The organism is Gordonia liuliyuniae, from assembly GCF_021738805.1.
Classification (GTDB): domain Bacteria; phylum Actinomycetota; class Actinomycetes; order Mycobacteriales; family Mycobacteriaceae; genus Gordonia; species Gordonia liuliyuniae.
Map to the genome: position 1 here is coordinate 329,981 of NZ_JAKKOR010000005.1, position 26,831 is coordinate 356,811.

25 protein-coding genes are annotated in these 26,831 nt (G+C 67.0%); 6 read left to right on the top strand and 19 right to left on the bottom strand.

Going from position 1 to position 26,831, the window contains the following annotated elements; translation table 11 throughout:
* Nucleotides 1-8 precede the first annotated feature (8 nt).
* Genes smc through L5G33_RS07185 form a run of 3 tightly spaced genes read right to left on the bottom strand, consistent with a single transcriptional unit; the run spans nucleotide 9 to nucleotide 4,339 of the window.
* Nucleotides 9-3,602, bottom strand: a complete 3,594-nt coding sequence (gene smc / locus L5G33_RS07175; protein WP_236997472.1) for a chromosome segregation protein SMC — start codon at nucleotides 3,600-3,602, stop codon at nucleotides 9-11.
* 25 nt (nucleotides 3,603-3,627) lie between these two features.
* On the bottom strand, nucleotides 3,628-3,927 hold the full coding sequence (locus tag L5G33_RS07180) for an acylphosphatase (RefSeq protein ID WP_236997473.1): 300 nt from the start codon (nucleotides 3,925-3,927) through the stop codon (nucleotides 3,628-3,630).
* A gap of 4 nt (nucleotides 3,928-3,931) precedes the next feature.
* Nucleotides 3,932-4,339 (bottom strand): OsmC family protein, encoded by a 408-nt coding sequence (locus L5G33_RS07185; protein ID WP_236997474.1) that lies wholly within the window; start codon nucleotides 4,337-4,339, stop codon nucleotides 3,932-3,934.
* A 238-nt stretch (nucleotides 4,340-4,577) separates the two neighbouring features.
* On the opposite strand from L5G33_RS07185, the gene L5G33_RS07190 reads away from it, so the two are divergent.
* Both L5G33_RS07190 and L5G33_RS07195 read left to right on the top strand, forming a co-directional pair.
* Complete coding sequence (locus L5G33_RS07190) at nucleotides 4,578-4,985, top strand: DUF1428 family protein (protein ID WP_236997475.1); 408 nt, start codon at nucleotides 4,578-4,580, stop codon at nucleotides 4,983-4,985.
* 413 nt (nucleotides 4,986-5,398) lie between these two features.
* Nucleotides 5,399-6,097, top strand: coding sequence for a hypothetical protein (locus tag L5G33_RS07195; RefSeq protein WP_236997476.1), 699 nt, complete (start codon nucleotides 5,399-5,401; stop codon nucleotides 6,095-6,097).
* 217 nt (nucleotides 6,098-6,314) lie between these two features.
* Here L5G33_RS07195 and mutM read toward each other — a convergent pair whose 3' ends face one another.
* The 6 genes from mutM to rsmD form a co-directional block, all read right to left on the bottom strand.
* The gene (mutM, locus tag L5G33_RS07200; protein ID WP_236997477.1) at nucleotides 6,315-7,172 is read right to left on the bottom strand and encodes a bifunctional DNA-formamidopyrimidine glycosylase/DNA-(apurinic or apyrimidinic site) lyase; all 858 of its coding nucleotides are present in this window, start codon (nucleotides 7,170-7,172) and stop codon (nucleotides 6,315-6,317) included.
* A 7-nt stretch (nucleotides 7,173-7,179) separates the two neighbouring features.
* On the bottom strand, nucleotides 7,180-7,923 hold the full coding sequence (gene rnc, locus L5G33_RS07205; RefSeq protein WP_236997478.1) for a ribonuclease III: 744 nt from the start codon (nucleotides 7,921-7,923) through the stop codon (nucleotides 7,180-7,182).
* Nucleotides 7,920-8,486 (bottom strand): YceD family protein, encoded by a 567-nt coding sequence (locus L5G33_RS07210; protein ID WP_236997479.1) that lies wholly within the window; start codon nucleotides 8,484-8,486, stop codon nucleotides 7,920-7,922. The genes rnc and L5G33_RS07210 overlap by 4 nt, the downstream gene beginning before the upstream one ends.
* A gap of 34 nt (nucleotides 8,487-8,520) precedes the next feature.
* Nucleotides 8,521-9,315 (bottom strand): DivIVA domain-containing protein, encoded by a 795-nt coding sequence (locus L5G33_RS07215; protein ID WP_236997480.1) that lies wholly within the window; start codon nucleotides 9,313-9,315, stop codon nucleotides 8,521-8,523.
* A gap of 130 nt (nucleotides 9,316-9,445) precedes the next feature.
* Entirely contained in the window at nucleotides 9,446-9,934 is a 489-nt protein-coding gene (gene coaD / locus L5G33_RS07220; protein ID WP_236997481.1) for a pantetheine-phosphate adenylyltransferase, read from the bottom strand.
* Nucleotides 9,931-10,491 carry a 16S rRNA (guanine(966)-N(2))-methyltransferase RsmD gene (gene rsmD / locus L5G33_RS07225; RefSeq protein ID WP_236997482.1) on the bottom strand — a complete coding sequence of 187 codons (561 nt, stop codon included), beginning with the start codon at nucleotides 10,489-10,491 and terminating at the stop codon, nucleotides 9,931-9,933. The genes coaD and rsmD overlap by 4 nt, the downstream gene beginning before the upstream one ends.
* Nucleotides 10,492-10,562: 71 nt before the next feature.
* Between rsmD and L5G33_RS07230 the strand changes: the two genes are divergently transcribed.
* The 4 genes from L5G33_RS07230 to L5G33_RS07245 all read left to right on the top strand — a co-directional run bounded on the left by L5G33_RS07230 (nucleotide 10,563) and on the right by L5G33_RS07245 (nucleotide 13,845).
* Nucleotides 10,563-11,483, top strand: a complete 921-nt coding sequence (locus tag L5G33_RS07230) for a Sir2 family NAD-dependent protein deacetylase (protein ID WP_236997483.1) — start codon at nucleotides 10,563-10,565, stop codon at nucleotides 11,481-11,483.
* 106 nt (nucleotides 11,484-11,589) lie between these two features.
* Entirely contained in the window at nucleotides 11,590-12,114 is a 525-nt protein-coding gene (gene ectA, locus L5G33_RS07235) for a diaminobutyrate acetyltransferase (protein WP_265742671.1), read from the top strand.
* Between the two features lie 34 nt (nucleotides 12,115-12,148).
* The gene (gene ectB, locus L5G33_RS07240) at nucleotides 12,149-13,420 is read left to right on the top strand and encodes a diaminobutyrate--2-oxoglutarate transaminase (protein WP_236997484.1); all 1,272 of its coding nucleotides are present in this window, start codon (nucleotides 12,149-12,151) and stop codon (nucleotides 13,418-13,420) included.
* Nucleotides 13,417-13,845, top strand: a complete 429-nt coding sequence (locus L5G33_RS07245) for an ectoine synthase (RefSeq protein ID WP_236997485.1) — start codon at nucleotides 13,417-13,419, stop codon at nucleotides 13,843-13,845. Before ectB ends, L5G33_RS07245 begins: the two co-directional genes overlap by 4 nt.
* A gap of 89 nt (nucleotides 13,846-13,934) precedes the next feature.
* Here L5G33_RS07245 and proB read toward each other — a convergent pair whose 3' ends face one another.
* The 10 genes from proB to L5G33_RS07295 form a co-directional block, all read right to left on the bottom strand.
* On the bottom strand, nucleotides 13,935-15,050 hold the full coding sequence (proB, locus tag L5G33_RS07250) for a glutamate 5-kinase (RefSeq protein ID WP_236997486.1): 1,116 nt from the start codon (nucleotides 15,048-15,050) through the stop codon (nucleotides 13,935-13,937).
* Nucleotides 15,043-16,539, bottom strand: a complete 1,497-nt coding sequence (gene obgE / locus L5G33_RS07255) for a GTPase ObgE (protein ID WP_236997487.1) — start codon at nucleotides 16,537-16,539, stop codon at nucleotides 15,043-15,045. The genes proB and obgE overlap by 8 nt, the downstream gene beginning before the upstream one ends.
* A gap of 225 nt (nucleotides 16,540-16,764) precedes the next feature.
* Nucleotides 16,765-17,028, bottom strand: coding sequence for a 50S ribosomal protein L27 (gene rpmA / locus L5G33_RS07260; protein ID WP_236997488.1), 264 nt, complete (start codon nucleotides 17,026-17,028; stop codon nucleotides 16,765-16,767).
* Between the two features lie 36 nt (nucleotides 17,029-17,064).
* Nucleotides 17,065-17,376: a 50S ribosomal protein L21 gene (rplU, locus tag L5G33_RS07265; RefSeq protein ID WP_236997489.1), complete on the bottom strand. Its 312-nt coding sequence runs from the start codon at nucleotides 17,374-17,376 to the stop codon at nucleotides 17,065-17,067.
* Nucleotides 17,377-17,579: 203 nt separating this feature from the next.
* Nucleotides 17,580-20,945: a translation initiation factor IF-2 N-terminal domain-containing protein gene (locus L5G33_RS07270; RefSeq protein WP_236997490.1), complete on the bottom strand. Its 3,366-nt coding sequence runs from the start codon at nucleotides 20,943-20,945 to the stop codon at nucleotides 17,580-17,582.
* 330 nt (nucleotides 20,946-21,275) lie between these two features.
* On the bottom strand, nucleotides 21,276-21,692 hold the full coding sequence (gene ndk, locus L5G33_RS07275; protein WP_236997491.1) for a nucleoside-diphosphate kinase: 417 nt from the start codon (nucleotides 21,690-21,692) through the stop codon (nucleotides 21,276-21,278).
* A 36-nt stretch (nucleotides 21,693-21,728) separates the two neighbouring features.
* Nucleotides 21,729-22,004 carry a hypothetical protein gene (locus tag L5G33_RS07280; RefSeq protein ID WP_236997492.1) on the bottom strand — a complete coding sequence of 92 codons (276 nt, stop codon included), beginning with the start codon at nucleotides 22,002-22,004 and terminating at the stop codon, nucleotides 21,729-21,731.
* A 352-nt stretch (nucleotides 22,005-22,356) separates the two neighbouring features.
* Complete coding sequence (locus tag L5G33_RS07285; protein WP_236997652.1) at nucleotides 22,357-22,689, bottom strand: DUF4233 domain-containing protein; 333 nt, start codon at nucleotides 22,687-22,689, stop codon at nucleotides 22,357-22,359.
* Nucleotides 22,690-22,754: 65 nt separating this feature from the next.
* Nucleotides 22,755-24,170, bottom strand: a complete 1,416-nt coding sequence (gene folC, locus L5G33_RS07290) for a bifunctional tetrahydrofolate synthase/dihydrofolate synthase (RefSeq protein WP_236997493.1) — start codon at nucleotides 24,168-24,170, stop codon at nucleotides 22,755-22,757.
* The gene (locus L5G33_RS07295) at nucleotides 24,170-26,824 is read right to left on the bottom strand and encodes a valine--tRNA ligase (protein WP_236997494.1); all 2,655 of its coding nucleotides are present in this window, start codon (nucleotides 26,822-26,824) and stop codon (nucleotides 24,170-24,172) included. Before L5G33_RS07295 ends, folC begins: the two co-directional genes overlap by 1 nt.
* Nucleotides 26,825-26,831 lie beyond the last annotated feature (7 nt).

The window sequence follows — 26,831 nt, forward strand, 5'->3', positions numbered from 1 at the left end:
GATGCCTTTCAGGTGGAGGGTGCGAGGTCGACTCCGCGGAGTCGTTGCGAAATGACCTGGGTGATGCCGTCGCCGCGCATGCTCACGCCGTACAGCGCGTCGGCGATCTCCATGGTCGGCTTCTGGTGGGTGATGACGATCAGCTGCGACTTCTCGCGCAACTGCTCGAACAGGCTGATGAGTCGACGTAGGTTGGCGTCGTCGAGTGCGGCTTCGACCTCGTCCATCACGTAGAACGGGGACGGTCGGGCGCGGAAGATCGCGACGAGCATGGCCACCGCGGTCAACGACTTCTCGCCGCCGGACAGCAGGGATAGGCGTTTCACCTTCTTGCCCGGCGGTCGTGCTTCGACTTCGACGCCGGTGGTCAGCATGTCCGTCGGATCGGTGAGGACGAGTCGTCCTTCGCCGCCCGGGAAGAGCGTCGAGAACACCTGGGAGAACTCCTTCTCCACATCGGTGTAGGCGTCGGTGAACACCTGCAGGATGCGGGCGTCGACGTCGGCGACGACGTCGAGGAGGTCGTCGCGCGCCTGTTTGACGTCTTCGAGCTGCGTCGACAGGAACGTGTACCGCTCTTCGAGGGCCGCGAACTCTTCCAGCGCCAGTGGATTCACCTTGCCGAGTGTGGTCAGGTCCTTCTGGGCTTTCTTGGCGCGCGCCTCCTGCGTGGCCCGGTCGTACGGCATCGGCGCGGGCGCGACGACCTGCTCGCCGCGCGCCTTCGCCTCGTCGTATTCGCCCATCTCGAGTTCGGACGGCGGCATCGGAACGTCGGGCCCGTATTCGGCGACGAGATCGTCCGGCGCCATCGCGAACTGTTCGAGGACCTGTTCTTCGAGTTGTTCGATGCGCAGCGCAGCTTGAGCTTTCGCGATCTCGTCGCGGTGGACGGCATCACGGAGCTGGTTCATCGTGGCGGTCAGTTCGTCGACGAGCCGGCGGAGCTCGTCGACTTCCGCGGTGCGGGCGGCCCGGACTGCGTCGAGTTCGTCACGACCGCGAGCGGCGTTGTCGACGGCTTGCACGACGGCGTCGGCGACCAGTGCTCCGGCGTCGACGACCGCGCGCGCGACGCCCGCCGCGTACCGGCGTGCGGCGTCCTGCCGTTTGAGTCGTTCCCGGCTGGCGCGTTCGTTGACCGCGGCGCGACGAAGCCCCTCGGCCTTCCCGCGCACCGAGCCGAGACGTTCCTCTGCGGTGCGCAACGTCAATCGCGTCTCGACCTCGATCGAGCGCGCTTCGGCGACTTCGGCGGCGGCGGCCTCACGCATCTCGCTGTCCATGTCGGTCGACGTGTCCGGGTCGTCGTTCTCGTCGCGGGCACGCGCCAGCCGGTCCTCGACTTCGGTGAGCGCCGTCAGATTGTCGGCGCGGCCCTCTTCGGCGAGACGCCGCTGGCGAGTCAGACGGTCGGCTTCGCCGCTGGCGGCGCGGATCTCCATCCCGAGTCGGCCGAGCTGTTCGTAGGCGGCGCCGACGTTCGCGTCCGACTCGTTCAACGCGGCGAGCGACCCCTCGGCCGCCTCCTGCGCCTGCTCCTGGGCGGCTGTCGCGGCCGCCAATTCGTGCGTGGACGTCTCGACGGTCGTGCGCGCGACAGCGAGATCACTGGTGGCGGTGTCAATCGCCGACTGCACTTCGAGGGTCGACGGACGTGTCGACGATCCGCCTTCCACGGCGGCCGCGGACATCCGGTCGCCGTCCGCGGTCACCGCGACGAGGCCGTGCTCGATCGCCAGATCCAGGCCCCGTGCGGCATCGTCGACGATCACGACATCGCCGAGAAGGACATCGACGGCGCCGCTCACCGATTGGGGTGCGTCGACGACGTCGCGCGCCCACACGACACCCGACGGCACGGTCGGCCGGTCGGCGCGCGTGCGACCGGACAGGCCGCCCACGATCAGTGCGGCCCGGCCGCCGTCTCCGTCGCGCAGCGCGGCGAGTGCCCGCACCGCGGTCAGCCCGTCGACGGTCGCGATCGCGTCGACGGCGGGTCCGAGCGCCAGCGCCACTGCGGTCTCGTACCCGGTGTGGACGGTCAGCAGGTCCGACAGCGGTGACAGCAGTCCGTCAGCGGCGTTCTCCTGCAGCCAGGCTCCGCCGTCACCGCGTTCGAGTCCCATCGCGAGGGCCTCGATGCGCGCGGTCAGGGACGCGATCGCGTGTTCGGCGTCGCGCTCGGTCTTCCGCAGTTCTTCGACGGCGGTGTTGGCCGTCTCCAGTGCGGCCATGCAACGTTCATGGTGTTCGTCGAGGCCTTGCTCGCGCGACTCGAGTTCGGCGGTGACGGCCGCCTGCTCGTCGAGTCTGACCTGTGCGGCGTCGGCCCGCTCGTGCGCCGCCTCGATCGCCGCCGTGAGTCGCGCAGTCTCGGCGTCGACCGACTCGACCTTGGTGCGCAGGTTCGCGGCCTGCCCTTCGAGCCGGGCGAGACCTTCTCGTCGGTCGGCGACGGCGCGCACCGCCGCCATGTGCGCCTGTTCGGCCGCGGCCGCAGCCTGTTCGGCCGCTTGCAGCGCGGCGGTTGCGTACTCGAGTCGTTCTGCTGCCTCTTCGACAGTCTGCTGGTGCTCGGCCTCGGTCATCGCGGCGCGTTCGGCCTGCGCTTCGAGTTCTTCCGGGTCGGGCCCGGTGGGTGCGGCCGCCGGGCTCGCGAGGTGCGTCGTGCGTTCGCCTGCGACGCGGCACGTCCCGTCGACGCGTTCGCGGAGGGTGGACAACTGGTGGAAGACGCGTCCCGCTTCGGCGGCGGCGGGCGCCACCTGCGCCAGATGCTCCTGGGCCTGGGTCAACGCCGTGGTCGCGGTGTCCAGCTGTGCGGCAACCTCGTCCTGTCTGGCGCGGATCTCCTGTTCGGTGCTGCTGTGCTCGGCCATCTCGGTGCGGCGCGCGACGAGGTCGTCGGCGGCCAGACGCAGACGAGCGTCGCGCAGGTCGGCTTGCACGGTCGCGGCCCGGCGCGCGACCTCGGCCTGCCTGCCCAGCGGTTTGAGCTGGCGGCGGAGCTCCGTGGTGAGGTCGGTGAGCCGAGCCAGGTTCGCGGCCATCGCGTCGAGTTTGCGGACCGCCTTCTCCTTGCGACGGCGGTGCTTGAGCACGCCAGCCGCCTCTTCGATGAACGCGCGGCGATCCTCCGGTTTGGACTCGAGGATCGCCGACAGGCGGCCCTGTCCGACGATGACGTGCATCTCGCGGCCGATGCCGGAGTCGGAGAGCAGTTCCTGCACGTCCATGAGCCGGCATGAGGTTCCGTTGATCTCGTACTCGCCTGCGCCGTCGCGGAACATGCGCCGCGTCACCGATACTTCGGAGTAGTCGATCGGGAGGGCGCCGTCGGAGTTGTCGATGGTCAGCGTCACTTCGGCACGCCCCAACGGCGCACGGCCGGACGTACCCGCGAAGATGACGTCGGCCATCTTTCCACCGCGCAGCGCTTTGGCGCCCTGTTCGCCCATCACCCAGGTCAGAGCGTCGACGACGTTCGACTTGCCCGACCCGTTCGGCCCCACCACACACGTGATGCCGGGCTCGAATCGCAGCGTCGTCGACGACGCGAACGATTTGAAACCCTTCAGGGTGAGGCTCTTCAGGTGCACGACCAGCCAGTCTACCTGCGGCAGGTCACCGCTCGACGAAAGTGGCGTGGTCTCCGCGCGCCGGTGCGAAGTCCTCGACCACGAGGTCGACGCGGCCCGGAGTGTCACCCGACCGCAGCGCGGCGACCAGCACGTCGAGATCGCCCCGCGGCCCCTCGGCGACGACGTGCACCCGACCGTCCGCGTGGTTCGCCGCATAACCGACCAGTCCGAGTTCTAGTGCCCGCGACCGCGTCCACCACCGGAAGCCGACTCCCTGGACGCGCCCGTGCACCCACGCGCTCACACGCTGCGCACCCGACGGGGACGTCGACGCCTCGGCCATCGGCTCAGTCCGTCTCGATCGTTAGGTCGACCTGCGCACCCGCTTTGATAGTGCGTCCGACGGTGCAGACCTTGTCCACGGCGCGCTCGACGACGACGAGGAGGCGTTGCGCTGCTTCCGGGTCGAGTTCCGAGAGGTCCACTTCGAGGGTCTCCGACAGCAGCGGGTACACCTCGTTCTCGCGGTCGGCGGCACCGGACACGCGGACGGTGGCGTCGTAGTCGTCGCCGAGACGACGTGACAGCGGGCGGTCCGACGACATTCCGGTGCACGCGGCGAGCGCGATCTTCAGGAGCTCGCCGGGAGTGAAGACACCGTCGACGTCCTCCGAACCGATGAGCACCTCCGCGCCACGCGAACTCTGGCCGGTGTACCGGCGGGTCCCGGTGCGCTGCACCCACAGATCAGTCATGGCCGAACGACTCCTTCAGTCTCGAAATGGGCGACTTCACTCGCCCTGAGGATTCCAACGACGTCACAGTCGCATCGATTCCTCGGTTCACGGGCTAATCGTAATCGGCGTCGACCGTCGGCAGACCTGCGGCCGAACTCCTCGGACGATCGCCGCGTCACGCCTCGCGGCGTTAGGCTGACCAGGTGCGACGGGCAGGAGCTGTCCGCGAACAGAACCTCGACTCGACGGAGGCCCCGTGACATTCGCCGACATCACCATCGTGCCGGTGCCCAGCGAACGCGAAGATGCTTACCTCGAGTTCTCGCGCCGGATGGCAGAGGTCTACCGCGAGCACGGGGCGACGAACATCGTGGACTACTGGCAGGCAGAAGGCTCTGCAGACCAGGCCGGATTCCACGGCGACGGGGCGACCTATGCGCCTGGCGCACTACGGGGAATCGCGAGCATCGCCGGAGCGAGCGACTCGGATTCCGTAGTCGTAACCGTCACCGAATGGCCGTCACGAGAGGTCCGGGACCGCGGTACAGCGGCTGCCACCAAAGATCCTCGCGTCGTGGCAACGCTCGACGAGACTCCTGTCTTCGACGGAAGCCGCTTGGCCGCCGACAGTTTCGCGATCGCGATGCGCGTGGACTCGCACTAAGCCGGAGCCGAGGTTCGGCCCGTTCGGGAGCGCGAGACACGGTCGCGGCTCATGCCCACCCGCCCGAACACCTGTCATGGGACAATATGGACACGAAGCATACGGACGGGCCCCCGTCGAGGGAGGTCCATCGGGAGCACGAACAGTCGTATCGCACCGTGTCGATCCCTGATCCGGCCGGGAAGGAGACGACGTGTGACAGCACACCGCTGCGATCGCGCGCACGGGTACTCCCGCGTCGAGGCCACCCCAGCTACCTCGCCGCACAGATATATCCCGACACGTTATGGCTTCACGATGACGGGCCAGGGACCGGTCCCGCGCACGGATCCGGCGCTGGTCGAGAACGGACCGGTCACCCCAGGCCCCGGATCGCCACTATTCTGTGCGGACTCGCCCTGGGTGTTCGAGTCATGAGCGCTGAAGAGGCCGCCGAGCAGGAAAAGTCCTCTCTGCTCCGACGAATGTGGAAGGCACTCGACGAGTTCGCTCCCCCGCCGGAGCCGCGCCCGGCCCCGAGCAAGAAGGAGTTCGCCGAGGGCCGAGAAGCCGTCGGAATCATCCGATATGTGACATCGAACGAAACTCCCGAAGGCGGGCTGGCAGACGACGATCTCGTCATCCACATCGACACGAGCGATGACGGCCAGCACCTTACGCTGCCACGGACGGTCGAGTCTCCGCTGCCTGGTCCGTTCGCGGGCCGCAAGCTCATCGGGACAGAGGTCGTCGTCCGCCATACCACCGTCGACCTGGACTACGACAATGACATCCTCGTGACGCGATGGCCGCGGGAAGTCCAGGAAGCCCTGAAACCCACCCGCTACGAGGGGCCGGGAGCCCCTCGAGCTCGCATCTGGGGCGTCCTCTCCGCCTGCTTCTTCGTCATCGGATACGCAGGGGGCATGCTCACCCCGCTCCTGCTATGCAACCTGATCTTCGGCTCTCTCGCCGGGAGCAACATGCTCGCCGACATCTTTCCCCAGGTTCACCCGGCCCTCGCCGTTGTTGTCAGCATCGGCATAATCCCGGCGGGAGTGTTTGTCGGCTGCTTCTGCGCCACACGCCGCGACGCACTGCTTGAGGACATGACGCCGAAAGGAGAACGATGACCAGCAACGCTCCTGCGACCTCCGCCTCGCCGTGCGCCCGCCGGATCAGGGAAGACCACCGTGGTGCGCCACCGCAGACGGTCCGTCCATCCCATACGTCCTCGCCACTGAACAGCCCGGGGTCGAACTCGTTGAAGGCATTCTTTCCCACTCGGGTCGGGCATTATCTGCAGCCTTTGCATCGACTGTCAGCTCCCATGCGAACCCCACAACTTACCTAGCGTCGCCGTTGGCAGACCGGGCAAAAGTAACTTGAGCGGTTCATGAACGACGCCCGGCGGATCGGCGTCTCACACCGTCGGCACGGCTCCCCTTCTCGCCCATACGCGTCGAGCGATCTGTCGAAGTACCCCGACTGCCCGTTGACGTTCACATACAGTGCGTCGAACGACGTGCCGCCCACCTCGACGGCTGCGGCCATCACCTCGCTCGCCGCGTCGAGCACGCCGCGCAGCCGCGGCATGGACGTCCGATTGGTCTTCTGCGCGCCGTGCACCCGGGCACGCCACAACGACTCGTCCGCGTAGATGTTCCCGATCCCGGAGACCACCGTCTGGTCGAGGATCGCACGTTTGACCTCGGTCTCCTTGCGGCGCAGCACCCCGACGACCCGGTCGGGGTCGAACGCGTCCTCGAACGGGTCGGGTGCGATGTGCGCCACCGACTCCGGCAGGTCTCGCCCGCCGACCGCCACGAGGTCGTCGACGTGCCAGCCGCCGAACGTGCGCTGATCGACGAATCGCACCTCGCGCCCGTCGTCGAGCGTGACGCGGATCCGCAGGTGCTTCTGGTGCGGGACGTCCGGATCGCTGATCAGCAACTGACCGCTCATGCCGAGATGGACGACGACGGCGACCTCGTCGGACGCGTCGGCCCCGGTCAGCCACAGGTATTTGCCGCGACGTTCGACAGCGTCTAATCGCTTGCCGCGCAACCGGTTCTCCAGGTCGGTGGCACCGCCGACGTGCCGGCGGACGGCGCGCGGGTGGAGCACGGAGACGTCGGCGATCCGTCGACCGGTGACGTGCGGCGCCAGGCCGGACCGGATCGTCTCGACCTCGGGGAGTTCAGGCACGGGAGTGCTAGCTGCTCGCCGCCGCGGCGTCGTCCGAGCGGCCGACGAAATCCTTCGCGTCGTTCAGCGCGCGCCAGGCGAGAGCCGCTGAATTCTGCTCGGCTTCCTTCTTGGTCCGTCCGGTCCCCTCGCCCAGTTCCCGGCCGGCGACGACGGCGACCGCCGTGAACTCCTTGTCGTGGTCGGGCCCGGTGGAGGTGATCTGATACTGCGGTTGCCCGGCGCCCTTCTCGGCCGACAACTCCTGGAGCGATGTCTTCCAGTCCAGACCGGCGCCGAGTTCACCCGCGCGGGCGATGATCGGCTCGAACAGGTTCATGATGACCCGCTTGGCGGTCTCGATGCCGTGATCGAGGAAGAGCGCGCCGAACACCGACTCGAGGCCGTCCGCCAGAATCGATTCCTTGTCGCGGCCGCCGGTCAGCTCTTCGCCACGCCCGAGGTAGATGTGTGCGCCCAGGCCACCTTCGCCGAGGTCGCGGGCGACACTGGCCAGCGCGTGCATGTTGACGACGCTCGCCCGGATCTTTGCGAGCTCGCCCTCGGGCCGGTCAGGGAACCCCAGATACAGACGTTCGGTGACGACGACCCCGAGCACCGCGTCGCCGAGGAACTCGAGACGCTCGTTGGTGGGGAGACCGCCGTTCTCGTACGCGTACGAACGGTGCGTCAACGCCAGCGTCAACAGTTCCGGGCTGATCTCGACGCCGAGCGCGTCGAGTAGGACTGACGGGTCGGGACGCTTGCTCATGAGCGCCCGTCCGCGTCCGGGTCTTCCGGCGCCGGCTCGACGAGCTTGTCGGCGAGCTTCGCCCAGCGCGGATCGATGATGTCGTGACCGTGGTCGGGTTCGGCGTCGGCCAGCCGCACACCGCACACGTGGCACAGGCCGGGGCAGTCCGGACTACACACCGGCGACAGCGGGAGCTCGGTGGCGATCGCGTCGATGATCGTCTGCTCGAGGTCGACTTCTTCGTCGACGATCCGCTCGACGTCTTCCTCGTCGCTGGTCTTGTCTGTCTCGGAGTCGGGGTACGCGAACAGTTCGGTCAGGTACACCGAGACCGAATCGTCCAGCGCATCGAGACAACGGCCACACTGGCCTGCCGTCGGCGCGCTGACCGTCCCCGAGACCAGTACGCCCTCGGTGACCGACTCCAGACGCAGATCGAGTTGGACCTCGGAATCGGCTGGGATGCCGATCATCTCGGCTCCGATACGGTCTGGCGTCACAACTGTGCGGTCGACCTCGACTAGCGAGCCGGCACGGCGCGGCACGCTGCGGATGTCGATGGCGAAGGGCTTAACACTCACGATCAAAGATTTTACGCGAGTGCTCAAGCCGGGGTCAGCCCGCCATCGGCGCAGGGCTGCGGTCGTCGTCGTGAGCGACGTCGACGCTGTGCGGATACTCGACGTAATCGTGCATGCCCGCACCGGTGCGCAACTGCTGGCGTCCGCGATTCACCGAGCGCAAGGTGCCGGTGAGGATGTCCTCGAAGTCGGCGAGCTTGTCGTCGACGTAGACGTCGCATTCGCCGCGCAGGCGATCCGACTCGGCGTGCGCCGCGTCGACGATGCGCTCGGCCTCGCTCTTGGCCGCGGCCACGATCTCCGAGTCGGAGACCAGTCGCTGCTGTTCGGCGATGCCGTCGGCGACCGACTTGTGGTAGCTCGCATCGCCAGCTTCGACAGCGCGGGAAGCCTCCGAGCGTGCCCGACCGGTGACCGCCTCGAACTCGCGGTTCGCGCTGGCTTCCAGCCGATGTGCTTCCTCGGCGGCGGCGTCGACGGTCTGCTGCGCGTGGACGCCTGCCTCGCCGACGATGCGCTCCGCCTTGGCCTCGGCTTCAGCGAGCAGTCGATCCGACTCCGCCTTGGCATGCGCCAACATCACCTCGGAGTCGTTCTCGGCTCCGGAGATCAGCTTGTCCGACGTCTCGCGAGCGTTGCTGACGAGAGTGTCGCGCTCGTCCAACACATCCTGGGCGTCGTCGAGCTCGGCGGGCAGCGCATCGCGCAGGTCGTCGAGCAACTCCAGCACGTCACCACGAGGGATGAGGCAGCCTGCGGTCATCGGGACGGTGCGCGCCTCTTCCACGAGAGCGACGAGCTCGTCCAGCGCTTCGAATACGCGGTACACAGTAACTCCGATCCGGCACAGTGGCCTCGAGATCATTGGGGCCTCGAGATCTTTATGGCCTCGACGTCTTTGATGCCATTGTGCCGGATGTTGCGCCTGTGACTGGAGAGGTTCCGTCGGCGTGTCGGGGTTAGATCTCGTGGACTCCGTCGAGCTTGTCGCGAAGCGCGGAGTGGATGTGCGGTGCGAGGTAGGGAGTGACGTCACCGCCGAGCTTGGCGACCTCTTTCACAAGCGAACTCGACACGTGTGCGAACTTCGGGTCGGTGAGCATGAACAGCGTCTCGGCGTCAGCGAGCTCACGATTCATCTGCGCCATCGGTGTCTCGTAGGCGAAGTCGGTCGCCGACCGCAGGCCTTTCACGATGGTGGGCGCCTCGTCGTCGCGGAGCAGATCGACGAGCAGACCCGACCAACTCCGCACATCGACATTCGACAGGTCGGCACAGTCACGCCGGATCAGGTCGATCCGCTCATCGATGGAGAACATCCCCTGCTTGTTGGGATTGACCACCACCGCGACGACCACGCGGTCGAAGCGAGCGGCCGTCCGCTCGACGACGAACCGGTGGCCGAGCGTGAACGGGTCGTACGATCCGGGGCACACGGCAGCACTCATGACGGCGAATCTACCCGGTGCGCGAGTTGCACTCTCGAATCGCCGTACTTCTTGTCCGCCACGGCTTCGAGGCCGTCCGGCAGATCGACCGCGACGCTCCGCGATCCGCGCTCGACGACGACCCACGCGCCGTCGGTCAACGCGGGCAGCACCAGCGCCAGGATCGCGGCGACGTCGTCGGACGACAGATCGTAGGGAGGATCGATGAAGACCAGATCGAACGGTCCAGCGCCCGCCGTGAGGAACGATTCGACGGTCCGATCCACCACCCGTACACGGTTGCCAGCCCGGCAGATCGCGACGTTGTCGCGCACCACCCTGGCTGCGCGGCGGTCAGCTTCGACGAGCACCGCCGACGCCGCCCCTCTCGACACGGCTTCGATACCGAGCGCGCCGGTACCCGCGTACAGGTCGAGGACGCGCAGGCCGTCGAGGTCTGCGCGGGCGCCCAGCATCGAGAAGACGGCCTCACGAACCCGGTCGGACGTGGGGCGGGTGGACTCGGCGGGGACGCCAAGCCGACGCCCCCTGAACTCTCCGGCGATAATCCTGGTCATATCGGAGATCCATCCTATCTGGGAACCACTACCCGGGAACCCCAACCTGTGGACGGCCGTATCGTCGTGGCATGCGGATGCGCGTCAATGCTTGGACACCGGCTCCACCGACCGTCGCCGACGCCGATCCCGTCGTCCGCGCCGACCAGGTCGTGCAAACACTCGACGGGCGACGCGCCGTCGTACTCACCGGGGCTGGAGTGTCGACCCCATCCGGAATCCCCGACTATCGGAGCCCGGACGCCACCCCGCGCAACCCGATGACGATCGACCAGTTCCGCTCTTCCGCCGACTTTCGACGCCACTACTGGGCGCGCAACCACCTCGGGTGGCGCCACATGGATGCCGCGACACCGAACGCCGCCCACGACGCCATCACCGACATGCAACTCGCGGGCGCGGTGACCGGAGTCATCACACAGAACGTCGACATGCTCCACATGAAGGCAGGCTCGCGCCCCATCCTCGACCTGCACGGCTCGTACGGCCGAGTGATCTGCCTCGACTGCGGCGCCCGGACGTCCCGACATCGCCTCGCCGAACGCCTCGAGGACGCCAACCCCGGATTCGCCGATCAGGTGCGTAGTGCGGGAGCGATCGAGGTCGCGCCCGACGCGGACGCGGTTCTGCACGACACCGCGGGGTTCGTCATGGTCGATTGCACCGACTGCGGCGGCACCCTGAAACCCGACATCGTCTACTTCGGCGAGACAGTGCCGCGCGAGGTGACCGACCGGGCATACGCGATGGTCGACGACGCGGACGCGATGATCGTTGCCGGATCGTCGTTGACCGTGATGTCGGGACTGCGGTTTGTCCGCCGCGCGGCCGACGCAGGCAAACCGATCGTGATCGTCAATCGCGGGGGCACGCGCGGGGACCGCTTCGCCGCCATCAAGGTCGATCACCGATGCGAGATCATCCTCCCACTCATAGCGGACATGTCGGCCACGGAGGCCGCCTCGGAATACAAACATTTGACGTTACTGTGATTTATCACACATCGTATCGATGAACTGCACAAAGATCGGACATCCCGACGGCCCATCGACCGTGCGGGTGACATCGTCTTGGTGGCTCGTTAGCCTCGATCAAGTCATGAACCCGCAAACAGAGATCACGTTCGACCTGAAGGACCACCACGGTGTCGCCTATCGGCGGCCACGGGCGACCGATGGAATCAGAATGTGGGAAATCGCCCGCGACTCGCAGGTACTCGACGTGAATTCGAGCTACGCCTACGTGTTGTGGGGCGAAGATTTCTCCGAAACCTCCATCGTCGCCGTAGTAGAGGAGAGAGTTGTAGGCTTCGTCACCGGGTACCGCCGACCACGGGCAGATGACGCCCTGATGGTGTGGCAGGTCGCGGTCGACTCCGATCAGCGCGGCAAGCGGATCGCCGGAACCATGTTGCGTGAGCTGTTCAAGCGCAACACCGGATCGGGCGTGACCGCGATCCACACGACGATCAGCCCCGATAACGAGGCGTCGCAGGCTCTCTTCGCCGGCGTCGCCCGCGAACTCGGTTTGGAGTTCACCCGCGAGCCCTTCCTCAAGGCCGAACTGTTCGGCGATTCGCACGAGCCGGAAGACCTGTACCGGCTTTCGCCGGCGTCCGACTAAAGACGACGCCGACAAAATGTAAGGACAATTCAAGATGACGACGCAGAATAGCGCAGAGGCTGAAGACACCTTCGCCAAGTACGAATCCCAAGTCCGCTCCTACTGCCGCAACTGGCCGGCGATGTTCGACACTGCCAAGGGCAGTTGGATCACCGATGTCGACGGTAATCGCTACCTTGACTTCTTCGCCGGAGCCGGTGCGCTGAACTACGGGCACAACAACCCGAAGTTCAAAGAAGCCCTGATCGACTACATATCGCGTGATGGCATCACGCACGGTCTCGACATGAACACCGTCGCCAAGAGCGAGTTCCTGGAGGCCTTCGCCACCAAGATCCTGGCTCCTCGCGACCTGGACTATGTGGTCCAGTTCCCCGGCCCCACCGGCACCAACGCCGTCGAGTCCGCGCTGAAGCTGGCGCGCAAGGTCACCGGCCGCGAAGCCATCGTGAACTTCACGAACGCTTTCCACGGCATGACCCTCGGTTCGCTGTCGGTCACCGGCAACGCGATGAAGCGCGCAGGCGCGGGCATCCCCTTGGTCCACTCGACCCCGATGCCGTTCGACAACTACATGGGCGGTGCCCACGAGGACTTCAGCTGGTTCGAGCGCGTCCTGAACGACGAGGGCAGCGGTCTCAATCACCCCGCAGCCGTCATCGTCGAAACCGTTCAGGGCGAGGGCGGCGTCAACGTCGCTCGCGCCGAGTGGCTCCAGGGCCTGGCCGAGCTGTGCAAGCGCCAGGACATGCTGTTAATCGTCGACGACGTCCAGATGGGCTGCGGCCGCACCGGCGACTTCTTCTCCTTCGAAGAGTCGGGCATCACGCCGGACATCGTCACGCTGTCGAAGTCGATCGGCGGCTACGGCCTGCCGATGGCACTGACTCTCTTCCGTCGTGAACTCGATGTCTGGGAGCCGGGCGAGCACAACGGCACCTTCCGCGGCAACAACCCGTCCTTCGTTACGGCGAAGGCCGCCATCGACAACTACTGGTCCGACGGCTCCTTCGCCGAAGAGACCAAGAGGAAGGGTCAGCGGATCGCTGACCGCTTCGAGGAGCTGTGCCAGCGCAACGAGGGCATCAAGCGTCGCGGCCGCGGCATGATCCAGGGCCTCGCGTTCGATGATCCCGAGAAGGCGGGCAAGGCCTGTGCGAAGGCATTCGACAACGGAATGCTGGCCGAGACCTCGGGGCCGTCCGACGAGGTCATCAAGCTTCTGCCGCCCCTGACGCTCAGCGACGACGAGCTGGACCAGGGCATGGACATTCTGACCGCATCCGTCGAGGAGGTACTCCGATGATCGTTCGCACCACCAAGGAAATCACCGGCACCGACCGCGAGGTCGCAGACCCGCACGGCAACTGGGTCTCGAAGCGGATCGTGCTCGGTGGTGACCACGTGGGCTTCTCGTTCCACGAGACCACCATCAAGGCCGGTTCGGTTAACGAGTTCCACTACGCCAACCACATCGAAGCCGTGTGGCTCGTCGAGGGCGAGGGCGAACTCCTCGACCGCGAGACTGGCATCACCTACCCCCTCGCCGAGGGAACCATGTACATGATGGACAAGTACGACCGCCACACGGTCACGGCGAAGACCCAGCTGCGCATGCTCTGCGTCTTCAACCCGCCCGTCGTCGGCACCGAGGTCCACGACGAGAACGGCGTCTACCCGCTCGTCGAGGTCCCGCCGCGTGAGTCCGATCCCGGTCGGCACCGCGCCTGAGGCATCGGCGAGTAAAGCTCTAACGACTTCGGCACTTTCTTTCGGCGTACAGCCGAAAGAAAGTGCCGAAGTCGTTCGGCGAGACTCCCCTACACCGGGACCAAGTGGTCGGCGTGGATGATGGGGCGCTGTAGGTCGGGCGGAAGGTCGTCGGTCGACTTCCCGATCATCCGGGCGACGTCGTCGGCGTCGTAGCCGACCACTCCCCGACCCCGGGTTCGGCCGGCGAGATCGACGAGGTCGACGACGTCGCCCGACGAGAAGTTGCCGACCGCCTCCGCGACCCCCGCAGCGAGCAGGGAGCGACGTCGCAGACAGACCGCAGTGACGGCGCCGTCGTCGAGGACCAGACGCCCGTGCGCTTGCGCGGCGTGCCGGACCCAGAACCGTCGGGCCGACAGTCGTTCAGGCCGCGCGGCGAACACTGTGCCGACGCTCGCGTCGCGCAACGCCGCGCTGGCGTCGGCTGCCGACGCCAGCAGCACTGGCACACCCGAATCGGACGCGAGGCGCGCAGCAGCGAGTTTGGACGCCATTCCGCCGGTGCCGAGGGCGCCGCCTGACCCGGCGATCACGCCGTCGAGGTCGTCAGGGCCGTCGACCTGTTCGATCAGTCGGGCGGGCTCACCGTCCGGGCCAGGTCGACGCGGATCGCCCGTGTACAGCCCGTCGACGTCCGACAGCAAAAGCAGCGCGTCCGCACTCACCAGGTGCGCGACGAGCGCTGCGAGCCGGTCGTTGTCTCCGAACCGGATCTCGTTGGTCGCGACCGTGTCGTTCTCGTTGACGACGGCCACGGCATGCAGCGACCGCAACCGGTCGAGGGTGCGTTGCGCGTTCGCGTGGTGCACACGGTCGGAAAAGTCGTCGGCGGTCAGCAGCACTTGGCCGACGACGCGGTCGTACCGGGTGAACGAGGTCCCCCACGCATGTGCGAGCGCCAACTGACCGACGCTGGCGGCCGCCTGCTTCGTCGCGAGGTCGCTCGGTCGTTTACGCAGACCGAGTGGCGCGATCCCGGCGCCGATCGCGCCGGACGACACAACGACCACGTCCGAACCCGCCCGCATACGGTCTTCCAGCGCGTCCACGAGCGCGTCGAGCCGGTCCCGGTCGAGACCTGTCTCCAGGTCGGTGACCGCGGACGAGCCGATCTTCACGACGATGCTGCGCGCTGACGCTATGACGTTGCGAAGCTCACTCATCGTCGTCGAGCGTGTCGTCGTCCCAACCGAGAGACTCCTCCTGCTCATCGTCTGGGCGCTGACGACGCATCGAGCGGGCAACCTTGCGTTCAGCGGCGCCGACACGGTCGGGACGATCGAGTCGGGCGTCGGTCCCTCGGCCGGTGAGCGGGACCTCGGCGCCAGTCGGAGCCGTCGGCTCCCAATCGAAGGTGACGCCTGCGATCGTGACCGCCGCACCAGGTTTCGCGCCCTTCTTGACCAGCGCGGCCTCCACCCCGAGACGGTTAAGACGGTCTGCCAGATAGCCGACGGCCTCGTCGTTGTCGAACTGCGTCTGCCGGATCCAGCGTTCCGGGCGTTCGCCGCGGACGATGAATCCGCCGTCATTGGCCGGGTCCGCGACGACGGTGAACTCGCCGTGGTCGACGGCCTTCGGCCGGATCACCTGTCGACGAGCCACCGGTTTGGCGTGCGCGGCGCGGTACTCGCGGACCATCTCGGCGAGCGCGAACGTCAACTCCTGCAGGCCCTTGTGTGCGACGGCAGATACCCGGAACACCGGCCAACCGCGTTCGGCGATGTCTGCTTCCACGAGGTCGGCGAGTTCGTCGGCCTCCGGGATGTCGACCTTGTTGAGGACGACGATCCGGGGACGGTTCGCGAGATCGCCCAGCGAGTGGTCGACGTCGAGCGCGGGCCGGTAGGCGGCGAGTTCGGCCTCGAGCGCGTCGATGTCCGACACGGGGTCACGACCGGGATCGAGAGTCGCGCAGTCGACGACGTGCGCGAGGACCGCGCACCGTTCCAGGTGGCGCAGGAACTCCAACCCGAGGCCGCGTCCCTCCGAGGCACCCGGGATCAGACCGGGCACATCGGCGACCGTGAACACTTCCGCGCCCGCGGTGACCACCCCGAGGTTCGGCGTCAGAGTGGTGAACGGGTAGTCGGCGATCTTCGGCTTCGCCGCCGACAGGACCGAGACGAGCGACGACTTGCCCGCCGACGGGAAGCCGACGAGACCGACGTCGGCGACGGACTTGAGCTCGAGGACGAGTTCACGTTCTTCGCCGGGCTCGCCGAGCAGCGCGAACCCGGGGGCGCGGCGCGCTCTCGACGCGAGCGCCGCATTACCGAGACCACCTCGCCCGCCCTGGGCCGCAATGAACTCGGTGCCTTCGCCGACCATGTCGGCGAGAATGTTTCCCTTGTCGTCGAGCACGACGGTCCCGTCGGGGACGGGGAGGACGAGTTCGGTGCCGCTGGAGCCGCTGCGGTGCCCGCCTTCGCCGGTACCACCGTTGGTGCCTCGTGCGTGCGGACGGAAGTGGAAGTCGAGCAGCGTGTGCACCTGCGGGTCGACGACCAGGCGGACGTCGCCGCCGTTGCCGCCGTTGCCGCCGTCCGGCCCACCGAGAGGCTTGAACTTCTCGCGGTGAACCGACGAGCAACCGTGCCCACCGTTACCGGCGACGACATCGATCTTGACGCGGTCGACGAAGCGCGACACGGCGTCTCCTTCCATTAGAGAACCAGAACTGGCCATTAGAGAACCAGAACTGGCCATTAGAGAACCAGAACCGGCCATTAGAGAACCAGAACCGGCCATTAGAGAACCAGAACCGGCCATTAGAGAACCAGAACCGGCCTATAAAACGAAGCAGGGCGGGTCGGGGTTCTCGATGACCCTGACCCGCCCTGCTGCAGAGCTGAGTTGTACCAGTTCGACCGGGTCTCAGACCGAGGCCGGCTCCGGAACAATGTTCACGGTCTTGCGACCGCGCTTGCTGCCGAACTCGACAGCGCCCGACTCAAGAGCGAACAGCGTGTCGTCGCCGCCGCGGCCGACGCCGACGCCCGGGTGGAACTTGGTTCCGCGCTGGCGGACCAGGATCTCACCGGCGCTGACGACCTGGCCGCCGAAACGCTTCACGCCGAGTCGCTGAGCATTCGAATCGCGACCGTTGCGCGAGCTGGATGCACCCTTCTTGTGTGCCATGGTTCATTCCTCCTGGGAATCGAGAAAAAGTGTGGGCTACTTGATGCCGGTGACCTTGAGAACCGTCAGGTTCTGACGGTGTCCCTGGCGCTTGTGGTAGCCGGTCTTGTTCTTGAACTTGTGGATGCGGATCTTCGGGCCCTTCACGTGCTCGAGGATCTCTGCATCGACCGACTTGCCTGCAAGCTTGTCAGCATCGGTGGTGAGGTTCGCACCGTCGACGACCAGCGCCACCGGCAGCGACACGGCGCTACCCTGCTCGGCGTCGATCTTCTCGACCTTCACAATGTCGCCCTCGGCGACCTTGTACTGCTTACCGCCGGTCTTGACGATCGCGTACGTTGCCATTCCCGCTGTCCTCTTACTCGTCTCATAGGGCCGAATCCGCAGGCCAGTCCTGCTCATCAGCGAATCTTTGGTGTGCTGCAACTCCGAGAAAATCCTCGAAGCAACTTCCGCGCCATGCGCGCACAGCAGCGCGCGTCTACGGAAGGCGACTTGTCAAGGCTACGGGACCGCAGCCTATCGGGTCAAACTGGTCCGATGGCGTGTCACTGCTCCGACGGCGGAGGTCCGGCGGCACGTCGCCCGGTACGCCGTCGAGGCGTTCGGGTGACGGCGACGACCGGTTCCGCGGTCTGCGCCGCGACGGTCGTCACCGGCTCGGCCGTGGTCACCGTGACCGGCTCCGGCGCCACCGACGTCGGCGCAGACGTACGCCGTACGGCACGACGGCGACGTGTCACCGTCGCGACAGGCGCGGGCTCGGGGTCGCCGGCTGCGACCTTCGCTGGCTCCGGCGTCTTCTCGGACTCCGGCGTCTTGTCGGGCTCCGGCGTCTTCTCCGGCTCCGGCGTATTCGCTGGTTCTGGCGCCTTAGCGCGGGGGCCGAACGTCGTGTCGACGTCCTTCTGGCGGGTAGGCGTCTCGTCCCGCTTGCCCTCGTCTGCCGCCTCGTCGTCCTCGTGGTGGGCCATCGCGCGGAACAGCGGGTGCTCGGCTGCGGGCTTGTGCGGAGCCGCCGACTTCGGCTGCTCCGGCGTCGAGGGCGCGGTCGTCTCCGAACGGCCGCTCCCCTTCTTGCGACGCGACCGTCTGCTTCCCGCATCCGAACGCGAGCCGTCGTCGGACTGACGGACCTCGACCGGGTTGGCGTGCACGATGACGCCTCGCCCGGCGCATGCGGTGCACGTCGTCGAGAAGGCTTCGAGCAGGCCGGTGCCCAGACGCTTGCGGGTCATCTGCACGAGCCCGAGCGACGTCACCTCCGACACCTGGTGGCGAGTCCGGTCTCGACCGAGCGCTTCGGTGAGCCGTCGCAGGACCAGGTCGCGGTTGCTCTCGAGGACCATGTCGATGAAGTCGACGATGATCATGCCGCCGATGTCGCGCAAACGCATCTGGCGGACGATCTCCTCGGCCGCCTCCAGGTTGTTGCGGGTGACGGTCTCTTCGAGGTTGCCGCCCGAACCGGTGAACTTGCCGGTGTTGACGTCGACGACGGTCATAGCCTCGGTGTGCTCGATGATCAGCGTGCCGCCCGACGGCAGCCACACCTTGCGGTCGAGCGCCTTCGCCAGTTGCTCATCGATGCGGTGCACATCGAACGAGTCGGGTGCATCGGCGTGCGGCTTGGTGAACTCGTCGACACGCTCGAACAGGTCGGGTGCGACGTCGCGGACGTACCCGGAGACGAGCTTCCACGCCTTGTCGCCCTCGACGACGAGCTTGCTGAAGTCTTCGTTGAACAGGTCGCGGACCACGCGGACGAGAAGGTCCGGCTCCTCGTAGAGGGCGTGCGGTGCGCCGGACGCCTTCTTCTTGTACTCGGCGGCAGCGGACTCGATCCGCTTCCATTGCGACTCCAGGCGCGCGACGTCGGCGGCGAGCTCATCCTCGCTGACGCCCTCGGAGGCGGTCCGAATGATGACGCCCGCACCGTCGGGAACGACCTTGGAAAGGATCTGCTTGAGACGCTTGCGCTCGGTGTCCGGCAGTTTGCGGCTGATGCCGGTCGACGAGCCGCCCGGCACGTACACCAGGTACCGTCCGGCGAGCGAGATCTGCGTCGTCAGACGGGCGCCTTTGTGTCCGACCGGGTCCTTGCTGACCTGGACCAGAACATAGTCGCCCGGCTTGAGCGCCTGCTCGATCTTGCGGGACCGCCCGTCGAGCCCGGCAGCCTCCCAGTTGACCTCACCGGCGTACAGGACGCCGTTGCGGCCGCGACCGATGTCGACGAATGCGGCCTCCATACCGGGGAGCACGTTCTGGACGCGGCCGAGATAGATGTTGCCGACCATCGACTGCGAGGTCTCGGTGGTGACGAAGTGCTCGACGAGGACGCCGTCCTCGAGAACGGCGACCTGGGTGTAGTCCTCGGTCGGAGCCGAATGCGCGTCGTGCGACGCGACCGCGGCGTTCGCGCTACGCTCACGGATCACCATGACGCGCTCGACCGCCTCGCGGCGGGCGAGGAACTCCGACTCGGTCAGGATCGGTGGGCGGCGACGTCCCGCGTCGCGGCCGTCACGACGACGCTGACGCTTCGCTTCCAGACGGGTCGACCCGGAGATGCCCTGTACCTCGTCGCGGACGCGCTTGGTGCGTGGTTCACGTTCATGGACGACGGTGTTCGGCGGATCATCCACGGTCGCGTCGTCGGTGTCGCCCGCGCCGCGGCGCCGACGACGGCGACGGCGGCGCTTGCTCGACGGGTTCGCGTCGTCGGACGAGTCGTCGTCCGCCTCGTCTGTCGCGTCCTCGCCGGACTTCTTCTCCCCGGCCTGCTTGCCGGCGGTCTGTTTGTCCCCAGCCTGCTTCTCGCCGGCCTGCTTGTCGCCTGCCTGCTTCTCGCCTGCCTGCTGGTCGCCGGTCTGCTTGTCGTCAGGTGCGCTGTCTGCCGACGAGTCGTTCCCGCCGTGCGACGGCCCGTTCTGCTCATCGTCGGTGTCGCCCTGCTCGCCGCCGTCGGCCTGATCTCCGCGACCTCGACCGCGGCCGCGACGTCCACGGCGACGTCGACGTGATCGGGAATCGGACGACGAGGCGTCATCGCTGTCCGAGTCAGCGGACTCGTGGCTTCCATCCGTATCCTCGCCCGCGTGAGCGGCGGCGATGTCGGTGGCCTCCGCCGCCGGAGGTGCATCCACTGCCTGGGTCTCGACGGACTCGTCGCCCGTCGTCTTCGCCGCGCTCTTCTTACTGCCGGCCTTCTTGCTCGCGGCCTTCTTACCGTCGGACGTCTTCTCGCCTGACTTCTCGGGGCCTGAACTCTCCGCGCCCGACTTCTCCGCGCCCGACTTTTCACCGTCTGACTTGTTGTCGTCAGCCTTCTTCGAACCGGACTTCTTGGCTCCGGCCGTCTTGGCCCCGGCTTTCTTGGCCCCGGCATTCTGTGGTTCGGATTTCTGGGCTCCGGATTTCTCGCCGGAGCTCGTCGCCGCGCCGGTCTCGGCTTCAGGCTCGGCCGCAGGCTCGTCCTTTTTCGCCGCAGGCTCAGACTTCTTGGCCTGCTCGGCCTTCTTCGCGGCCTCCGAACCCGCCGAGAGGAACAGCGGAGCCGCGGTCTCGCCCGCGGACGCGGACGCAGTGGGTTCGACGACCTCGACGGCCGAGAACAGCGACGGCTTGGGGTCTGCTGACGTGCGCCCGGCTGGAGCGTCCGCTGCAGGCGTGGCGGGAGCGTCGTCGTCTGCAACGGCACCATAGCGCGCCGCGACGAGCATCGCGTCGTCTCGTGAAATCGACGACTGCGCGGTGCGCGCCGTCACCCCCAACTCTCCGAGGTGCCCCAGCACGTCCCGGCTGGTGGAACCCAGCAGTCGGGCGAGTGCGTGCACGCGGAGTCGGAGGGGAATGTCTTCCGCCGTGAGATGCGCCGAATCGGCGTTCACCGGCGACCCGTTATCGGTCACGTGGTCTCCTTGAGACCCCCGGGCGCGTCGAACGAGCTGTACGACGCGGCCACGCGAGGGCCTTCTCAATGTGTGCCGGTCAAGTCTGACCGGGTGTTGTGTGGTCTTCGCGTCTCAAGTTCGACGCCTTGCGGTGGCGGTTCGCCAGACGACCACCGCTCACCCGGACCCTGTGGGGTGCAACGGATGGCGGGCGGGTCGCAAGCGTTCCGCCGAGCCCTCGAAGTCAAAGCGTGACTTCGCGAACCCGATCAAGTATCCCACACGAACGGGTCGGGACCCGCACAGCATTGAAAATCGGCCATCGCGTGCCGCGCCGCACTCGGTGTTTCAGGAGTTCAGGGACGGGAACCAGAGTGCGATCTCGCGTGCGGCCGACTCCGGCGAGTCCGATCCGTGGACGAGGTTGAACTGGGTCTCGAGACCGAAGTCGCCGCGGATCGTGCCGGGGACGGCCTTCTCGACCGGGTCAGTGCCGCCCGCGAGCTGACGGAACGCGGCGATGGCGCGCGGGCCTTCGACGACGGCCGCAACGATCTGGCCGGAGGTGATGAATTCCAGGAGCGACCCGAAGAACGGTCGCTCGGCGTGTTCGGCGTAATGCTCGGAGGCGATCTCGGTGGTGACCGTCCGCAATTCGAGCGCTGCCAGGGTGAGGCCCTTGCGCTCGATACGGGAGATCACGTCACCGATGACGCCGCGCTGTACGCCGTCGGGCTTGATGAGTACGAGAGTCTGTTCAGTCACCAGCACACTCTAACGGCCCGGGTGTCCGCGCTCGACTCAGCGGGGGCAGTATTCGCGTTCGACCGCGTAGAAGCCGTAGGTGAACAGGCCACCGTCGCGCGGGCCGCCGACGATCACCTGAAGGCACGCTCCGCGTTCGGCGACCGCGGCGTCCAACTGGCCGCCGAGGACCTTCGCCATCGCCTTGTTGTCATCGCGGTGCCCCACCGGCAAGTTCGCGACGATGTTCTCGGGCTCGCGCTCGGCCATCCACCGGGTGGCGCTCGCCGTCGCGATGTAACCGAACGACCCTTCGGCCACCGGTTGCGGCACCCCGGGCTTAGTCGCCAACTCGTCGATCGACGGGGTGCTGGTCGACGGGACACTCGACGAAGGCCCGGTAGTCGAAGGGGACGTACTGGACGGGGCATGCGTCGACGGGGTCGATGATCGGTCCGCATCGGCATGCGCGGGAGCCGCGATCAGCGTCGTCGCCGCACATGCTGCCGCGAGGAGCGCGATTCGAACGATCGGCCGCTTGCCCCCGTACCGAAATCCCCCGTACCGAAATCCCCCATCGTACCGAAATCCCACTGAGCACACCTTGTCTCCCGCACGGGCGAGGTCGTCGATCCACCGAGTCTAACCGACCGGTTCATCTGAGTAGATGGTGCCGCGCGAGCGTTCAGTTCATGCGTTGGCTCGGCAGCAGGCCGAGTTCGATCCGTCGCGCGACGTCGCGTCGAATGTACGCGATGTAAGCCCAGACACAAAGAAAGATCACTCCGATAGCGGTGAGTGACCAGTGATACAGACCGCCGACGATGAGGACCACCTGGAGCGCGAGGATCGTCGGCAGCGCCCACGGTCGTGCACACATTCCGGACAGGACGATGAACGCAAGGGTCAGCAGTCCGAGGAACAGGCCGGAGCCCCACGACAGTCCGCCGCCGATCTTCGCGACGATTGGAAACGCCAGCAGGACGACTATCACTTCGAGGATGAGCGTTCCGGCCATCACGCCGCGGAATCCCTTCCACGGATCGGTGGCCGGCGGGTTGACGCCCGGAGGCGGAGTCTGAGTCACGACGGGTCCTTCCCGAACAGGGTGCGGCCGGCGCCCGCGGTCACGACCGAGCCGGTGATGATCACGCCAGCACCGGACACCGCGCCCGTCTCGCCGTCTTCGGCGAGCGTGATGGCGCGTTCGACCGCGTCGGGCAGAAACACCGATGTCTCGACGCGTTCGTCCCCGAAGATCGGGCGGGCGATGTCGGCGAGGGCCTCGGTGTCGAGGGCGCGCGGGGAACCGTTGTTGGTCAGGACGACCGTGTCCAGGATCGGTTCGAGTTCGGTGAGCAGTCCGCGCGCGTCCTTGTCGCCGAGCACGCCGATCACTCCGATGAGGCGGCGGAAGTCGAACTCGGAGGCGAGAGCCTGCGCGAGAGCCTGCGCGCCGTGCGGATTGTGGGCTGCGTCGATGAAGACGCTCGGCGCGTTGCGCAGACGCTCCAACCGCCCCGGCGTCGTGATGCCCGCGAACGCTTCACGGACGGAGTCGACGTCGAGCTGCCGCTCCGTGCCCGCGCCGAAGAACGCTTCGACGGCCGCGAGAGCGAGCGCCGCGTTCTGCGCCTGGTGTGCCCCGTGCAGCGGGAGGAACACCTCGTCGTAGACGCCGCCGAGGCCCTGAATGGACAGGAGTTGGCCGCCGACGGCAGTCGCCGACGACAGCACCGCGAACTCGGAATCCTGTCGGGCGACGATCGTGCCCGCCTCGACGCTCGCGCGCAGCAGCACGTCGGCCACCTCGGGAGCCTGCGGGCCAATGATCGTCACCGGGTCGGCGGGGACGACGGCGTCCGACGGCCCCGGTTTGATGATCCCGGCCTTCTCCCCAGCGATCGCGGTGAGCGTGTCACCCAGGTAGTCGGCGTGGTCCATCGCGATAGGGGTGATGACGGCGACCTGCGAGTCGATCACGTTGGTCGCGTCCCAGCGCCCGCCCATCCCGGTCTCGACGACGGCCACCTCGATCGGCGCCTCGGCGAACGCGGCATACGCCATCGCGGTGAGCACCTCGAACTTGCTCATCCGCGGGCCGCCCTGCGCGGTCGACGAGTCGTCGACCATCGTGATGAACGGTTCGAGCTCGCGGTACGTGTCGATGTACAGCCGCGGACTGATCGGCGCCCCGTCGATCGCGATCCGCTCGGTCACCAGCTGCAGGTGGGGGCTGGTGATGCGGCCGGTGCGACGGTGGAACGCCTGCAGCAGCGCATCGATCATGCGGGTGACCGACGTCTTGCCGTTGGTGCCCGCGATGTGGATCGACGGATACGCGTGCTGCGGGTTGCCGAGCAATTCGAGCAGCGCGGTGATCCTGGTCAGCGACGGCTCGATCTTCGTCTCGGGCCACCGCGTATCGAGTTCGGCTTCAACTGCCGCGAGTTCGGCGAGATCGTCGGACGCGGCGGCGTCCGTCTCGTCGGCACTCATCAGGCGCCCAGCGCGTCGAGTTTGGCGGCGAGACGGGCGACGTCGGCTTCGGCGACGTCGCGGCGAGCTTTGATCTTGTCGACGACGGCGTCCGGAGCCTTCGACAGGAACTGTTCGTTGCCGAGCTTCGCCGTCGTCCCCGCGAGTTCTTTCTCGGCGGCGGCGAGGTCTTTAGCTGCACGTTTCCGTTCGGCTTCGACGTCAACGGTGCCGGACGTGTCGATGGCGACGTTCGCCGTACCCGTCGACAGCCGGACCTCGACGGTGGCGGTCGCCGTGAAGTCATCGTCTGCCGTCTCCAGGCGGGCCAGCGAGTCGAGTTGACCGCGGAGCTCGGCGAGGCCCAGCTCATCGAGTCCGTCGACGACCGCAGCCACCCGCTGTCCGGGCTTGAGTCCCTGATCGCTGCGGAATCGTCGGACCTCGGTGATGAGCTTCTGCAGGTCGTCGATGCGTTGGGCCGCCGCGGCGTCGGCGGGCTCCCCGGACGGTGCGGGCCAGTCGGCGACGACGACGGACTCGCCGCCGGTCAGCGTCTTCCACAGGACTTCGGTGACGAACGGCATGACCGGAGACAGCGCGCGGAGCAGCTTGTCCAGGACGGTGCCGAGGACGAGCGCGGTGGTGTCGGCGCGTGCGCCGCCTGCGGCGACATGCACCTTCGACAGCTCCAGGTACCAGTCGCAGAACTCGTCCCACGCGAAGTGGTACAGCGCTTCGCATGCCTTCGAGAACTCGTAGGTCTCGAAACCGGTGTCGACGTCGGCGAGTACCTCGTCGAGGCGGCCGAGGATCCAGCGGTCGGAGGTCGTCAGCTGTTCCGCGGTGGGCAGTTCGCCGACGCGAGCGCCGTTCATCAACGCGAATTTGGTGGCGTTGAAGAGTTTGGTCGCGAAGTTCCGGGAGCTCTGCGCGTGCGATTCACCGACCGAGATGTCGCTGCCCGGATTGGCTCCGCGCGCGAGCGTGAAACGCAGCGCGTCGGCGCCGAAGCGGTCCACCCAGTCGAGCGGGTCGATGCCGTTGCCCTTGGACTTGCTCATCTTGGAGCCGTGCTCGTCGCGGACGAGCCCGTGCAGGAAGACGTCGGAGAACGGGACCTTGGCCGCGCGGGTGTCGAAACCGGCGAGGTCGAGGTTGCCGACGTAGGTGCCGAACATCATCATGCGGGCCACCCAGAAGAACAGGATGTCGTATCCGGTGACCAGCACGGACGTCGGATAGAACTTGTCGAGTTCGGCGGTCTGCTCCGGCCAGCCCATCGTGGAGAACGGCCATAGACCCGACGAGAACCAGGTGTCGAGAACGTCAGGGTCCTGCTCCCAGCCGTCGGGGACGGCGTCGTCGGGGCCGAAGCACTCGATCTGGCCGTCGGGACCATACCAGATCGGGATGCGGTGGCCCCACCACAGCTGGCGCGAGATCGTCCAGTCGTGCATGTCGTCGACCCATGCGAACCAACGCGGTTCCTGGCTCGTCGGGTGGATGACGGTGTCGCCGTCGCGGACCGCGTCGCCCGCCGCCTTGGCGAGGGATTCGACGTTGACCCACCACTGCATGGACAGTCGCGGCTCGATCGGCTCGCCCGCACGCTCGGAGTGGCCGACGCTGTGCAGGTAGGGGCGCACTTCTTTGACGACACGTCCCTGTTCGACGAGCGCCTCGCGGACCGCGACGCGCGCGGCGAAACGGTCGAGGCCGTCGAACTGTGTGCCGGTGCCCTCGATGACCGCGGTCTTGTCCATGATCGTGATCATCGGCAGGTTGTGGCGCTGCCCGATCGCGAAGTCGTTTGGATCGTGGGCGGGCGTGATCTTGACTGCGCCGGAACCGAATTCGGGGTCGACGTAGTCGTCGGCGATCACTGGGATCTTACGATCGAGGAACGGGTGGTCGAGTTCGACGCCGATCAGATCGGCGTAGCGCGCATCGTCGGGGTGGACGGCGATCGCGGTGTCGCCGAGCATCGTCTCCATCCGAGTGGTGGCGACGACGATGTGCGGCTGCGCGTCGTCAAGCGACCCGTAACGGAACGAGACGAGCTCGCCCTCGACGTCGGCGTACTTGACCTCGATGTCGGAGATCGCGGTCTGCTGGGCGGGCGACCAGTTGACGAGACGTTCAGCGCGGTAGATCAGCCCGTCGTCGAACATCCTCTTGAAGATGGTGTGGACGGCGCGCGAGAGTCCGTCGTCCATGGTGAAGCGGTCACGGCTCCAGTCGACGCCGTCGCCGAGACGTCGCATCTGGCCCTGGATGGTGCCGCCCGATTCGGCCTTCCACTTCCAGACACGTTCGATGAACTTCTCGCGGCCCAACTCCTGCCGGGTGGTGCCTTCCGCGGCGAGCTGCTTCTCGACGATGGTCTGTGTCGCGATTCCGGCGTGGTCCATGCCCGGCAGCCACAGAACCTCGTAGCCCTGCATCCGCTTGCGGCGGGTCAACGTGTCCATGAGGGTGTGGTCGAGCGCGTGGCCCATGTGCAGCGAGCCCGTCACGTTGGGCGGCGGGAGCACGATCGAGTAGCCGGGCTTGTCGCTCATGGCGTCGGCCTCGAAGTATCCGGCGTCTACCCAGCCCTGGTAAAGGGCCGATTCGTGGTCGGTAGGGTCCCAGTTCTTGGGCAGTGCGTTGCTCAGCTCGGGGTTGCTCACCCTTTGA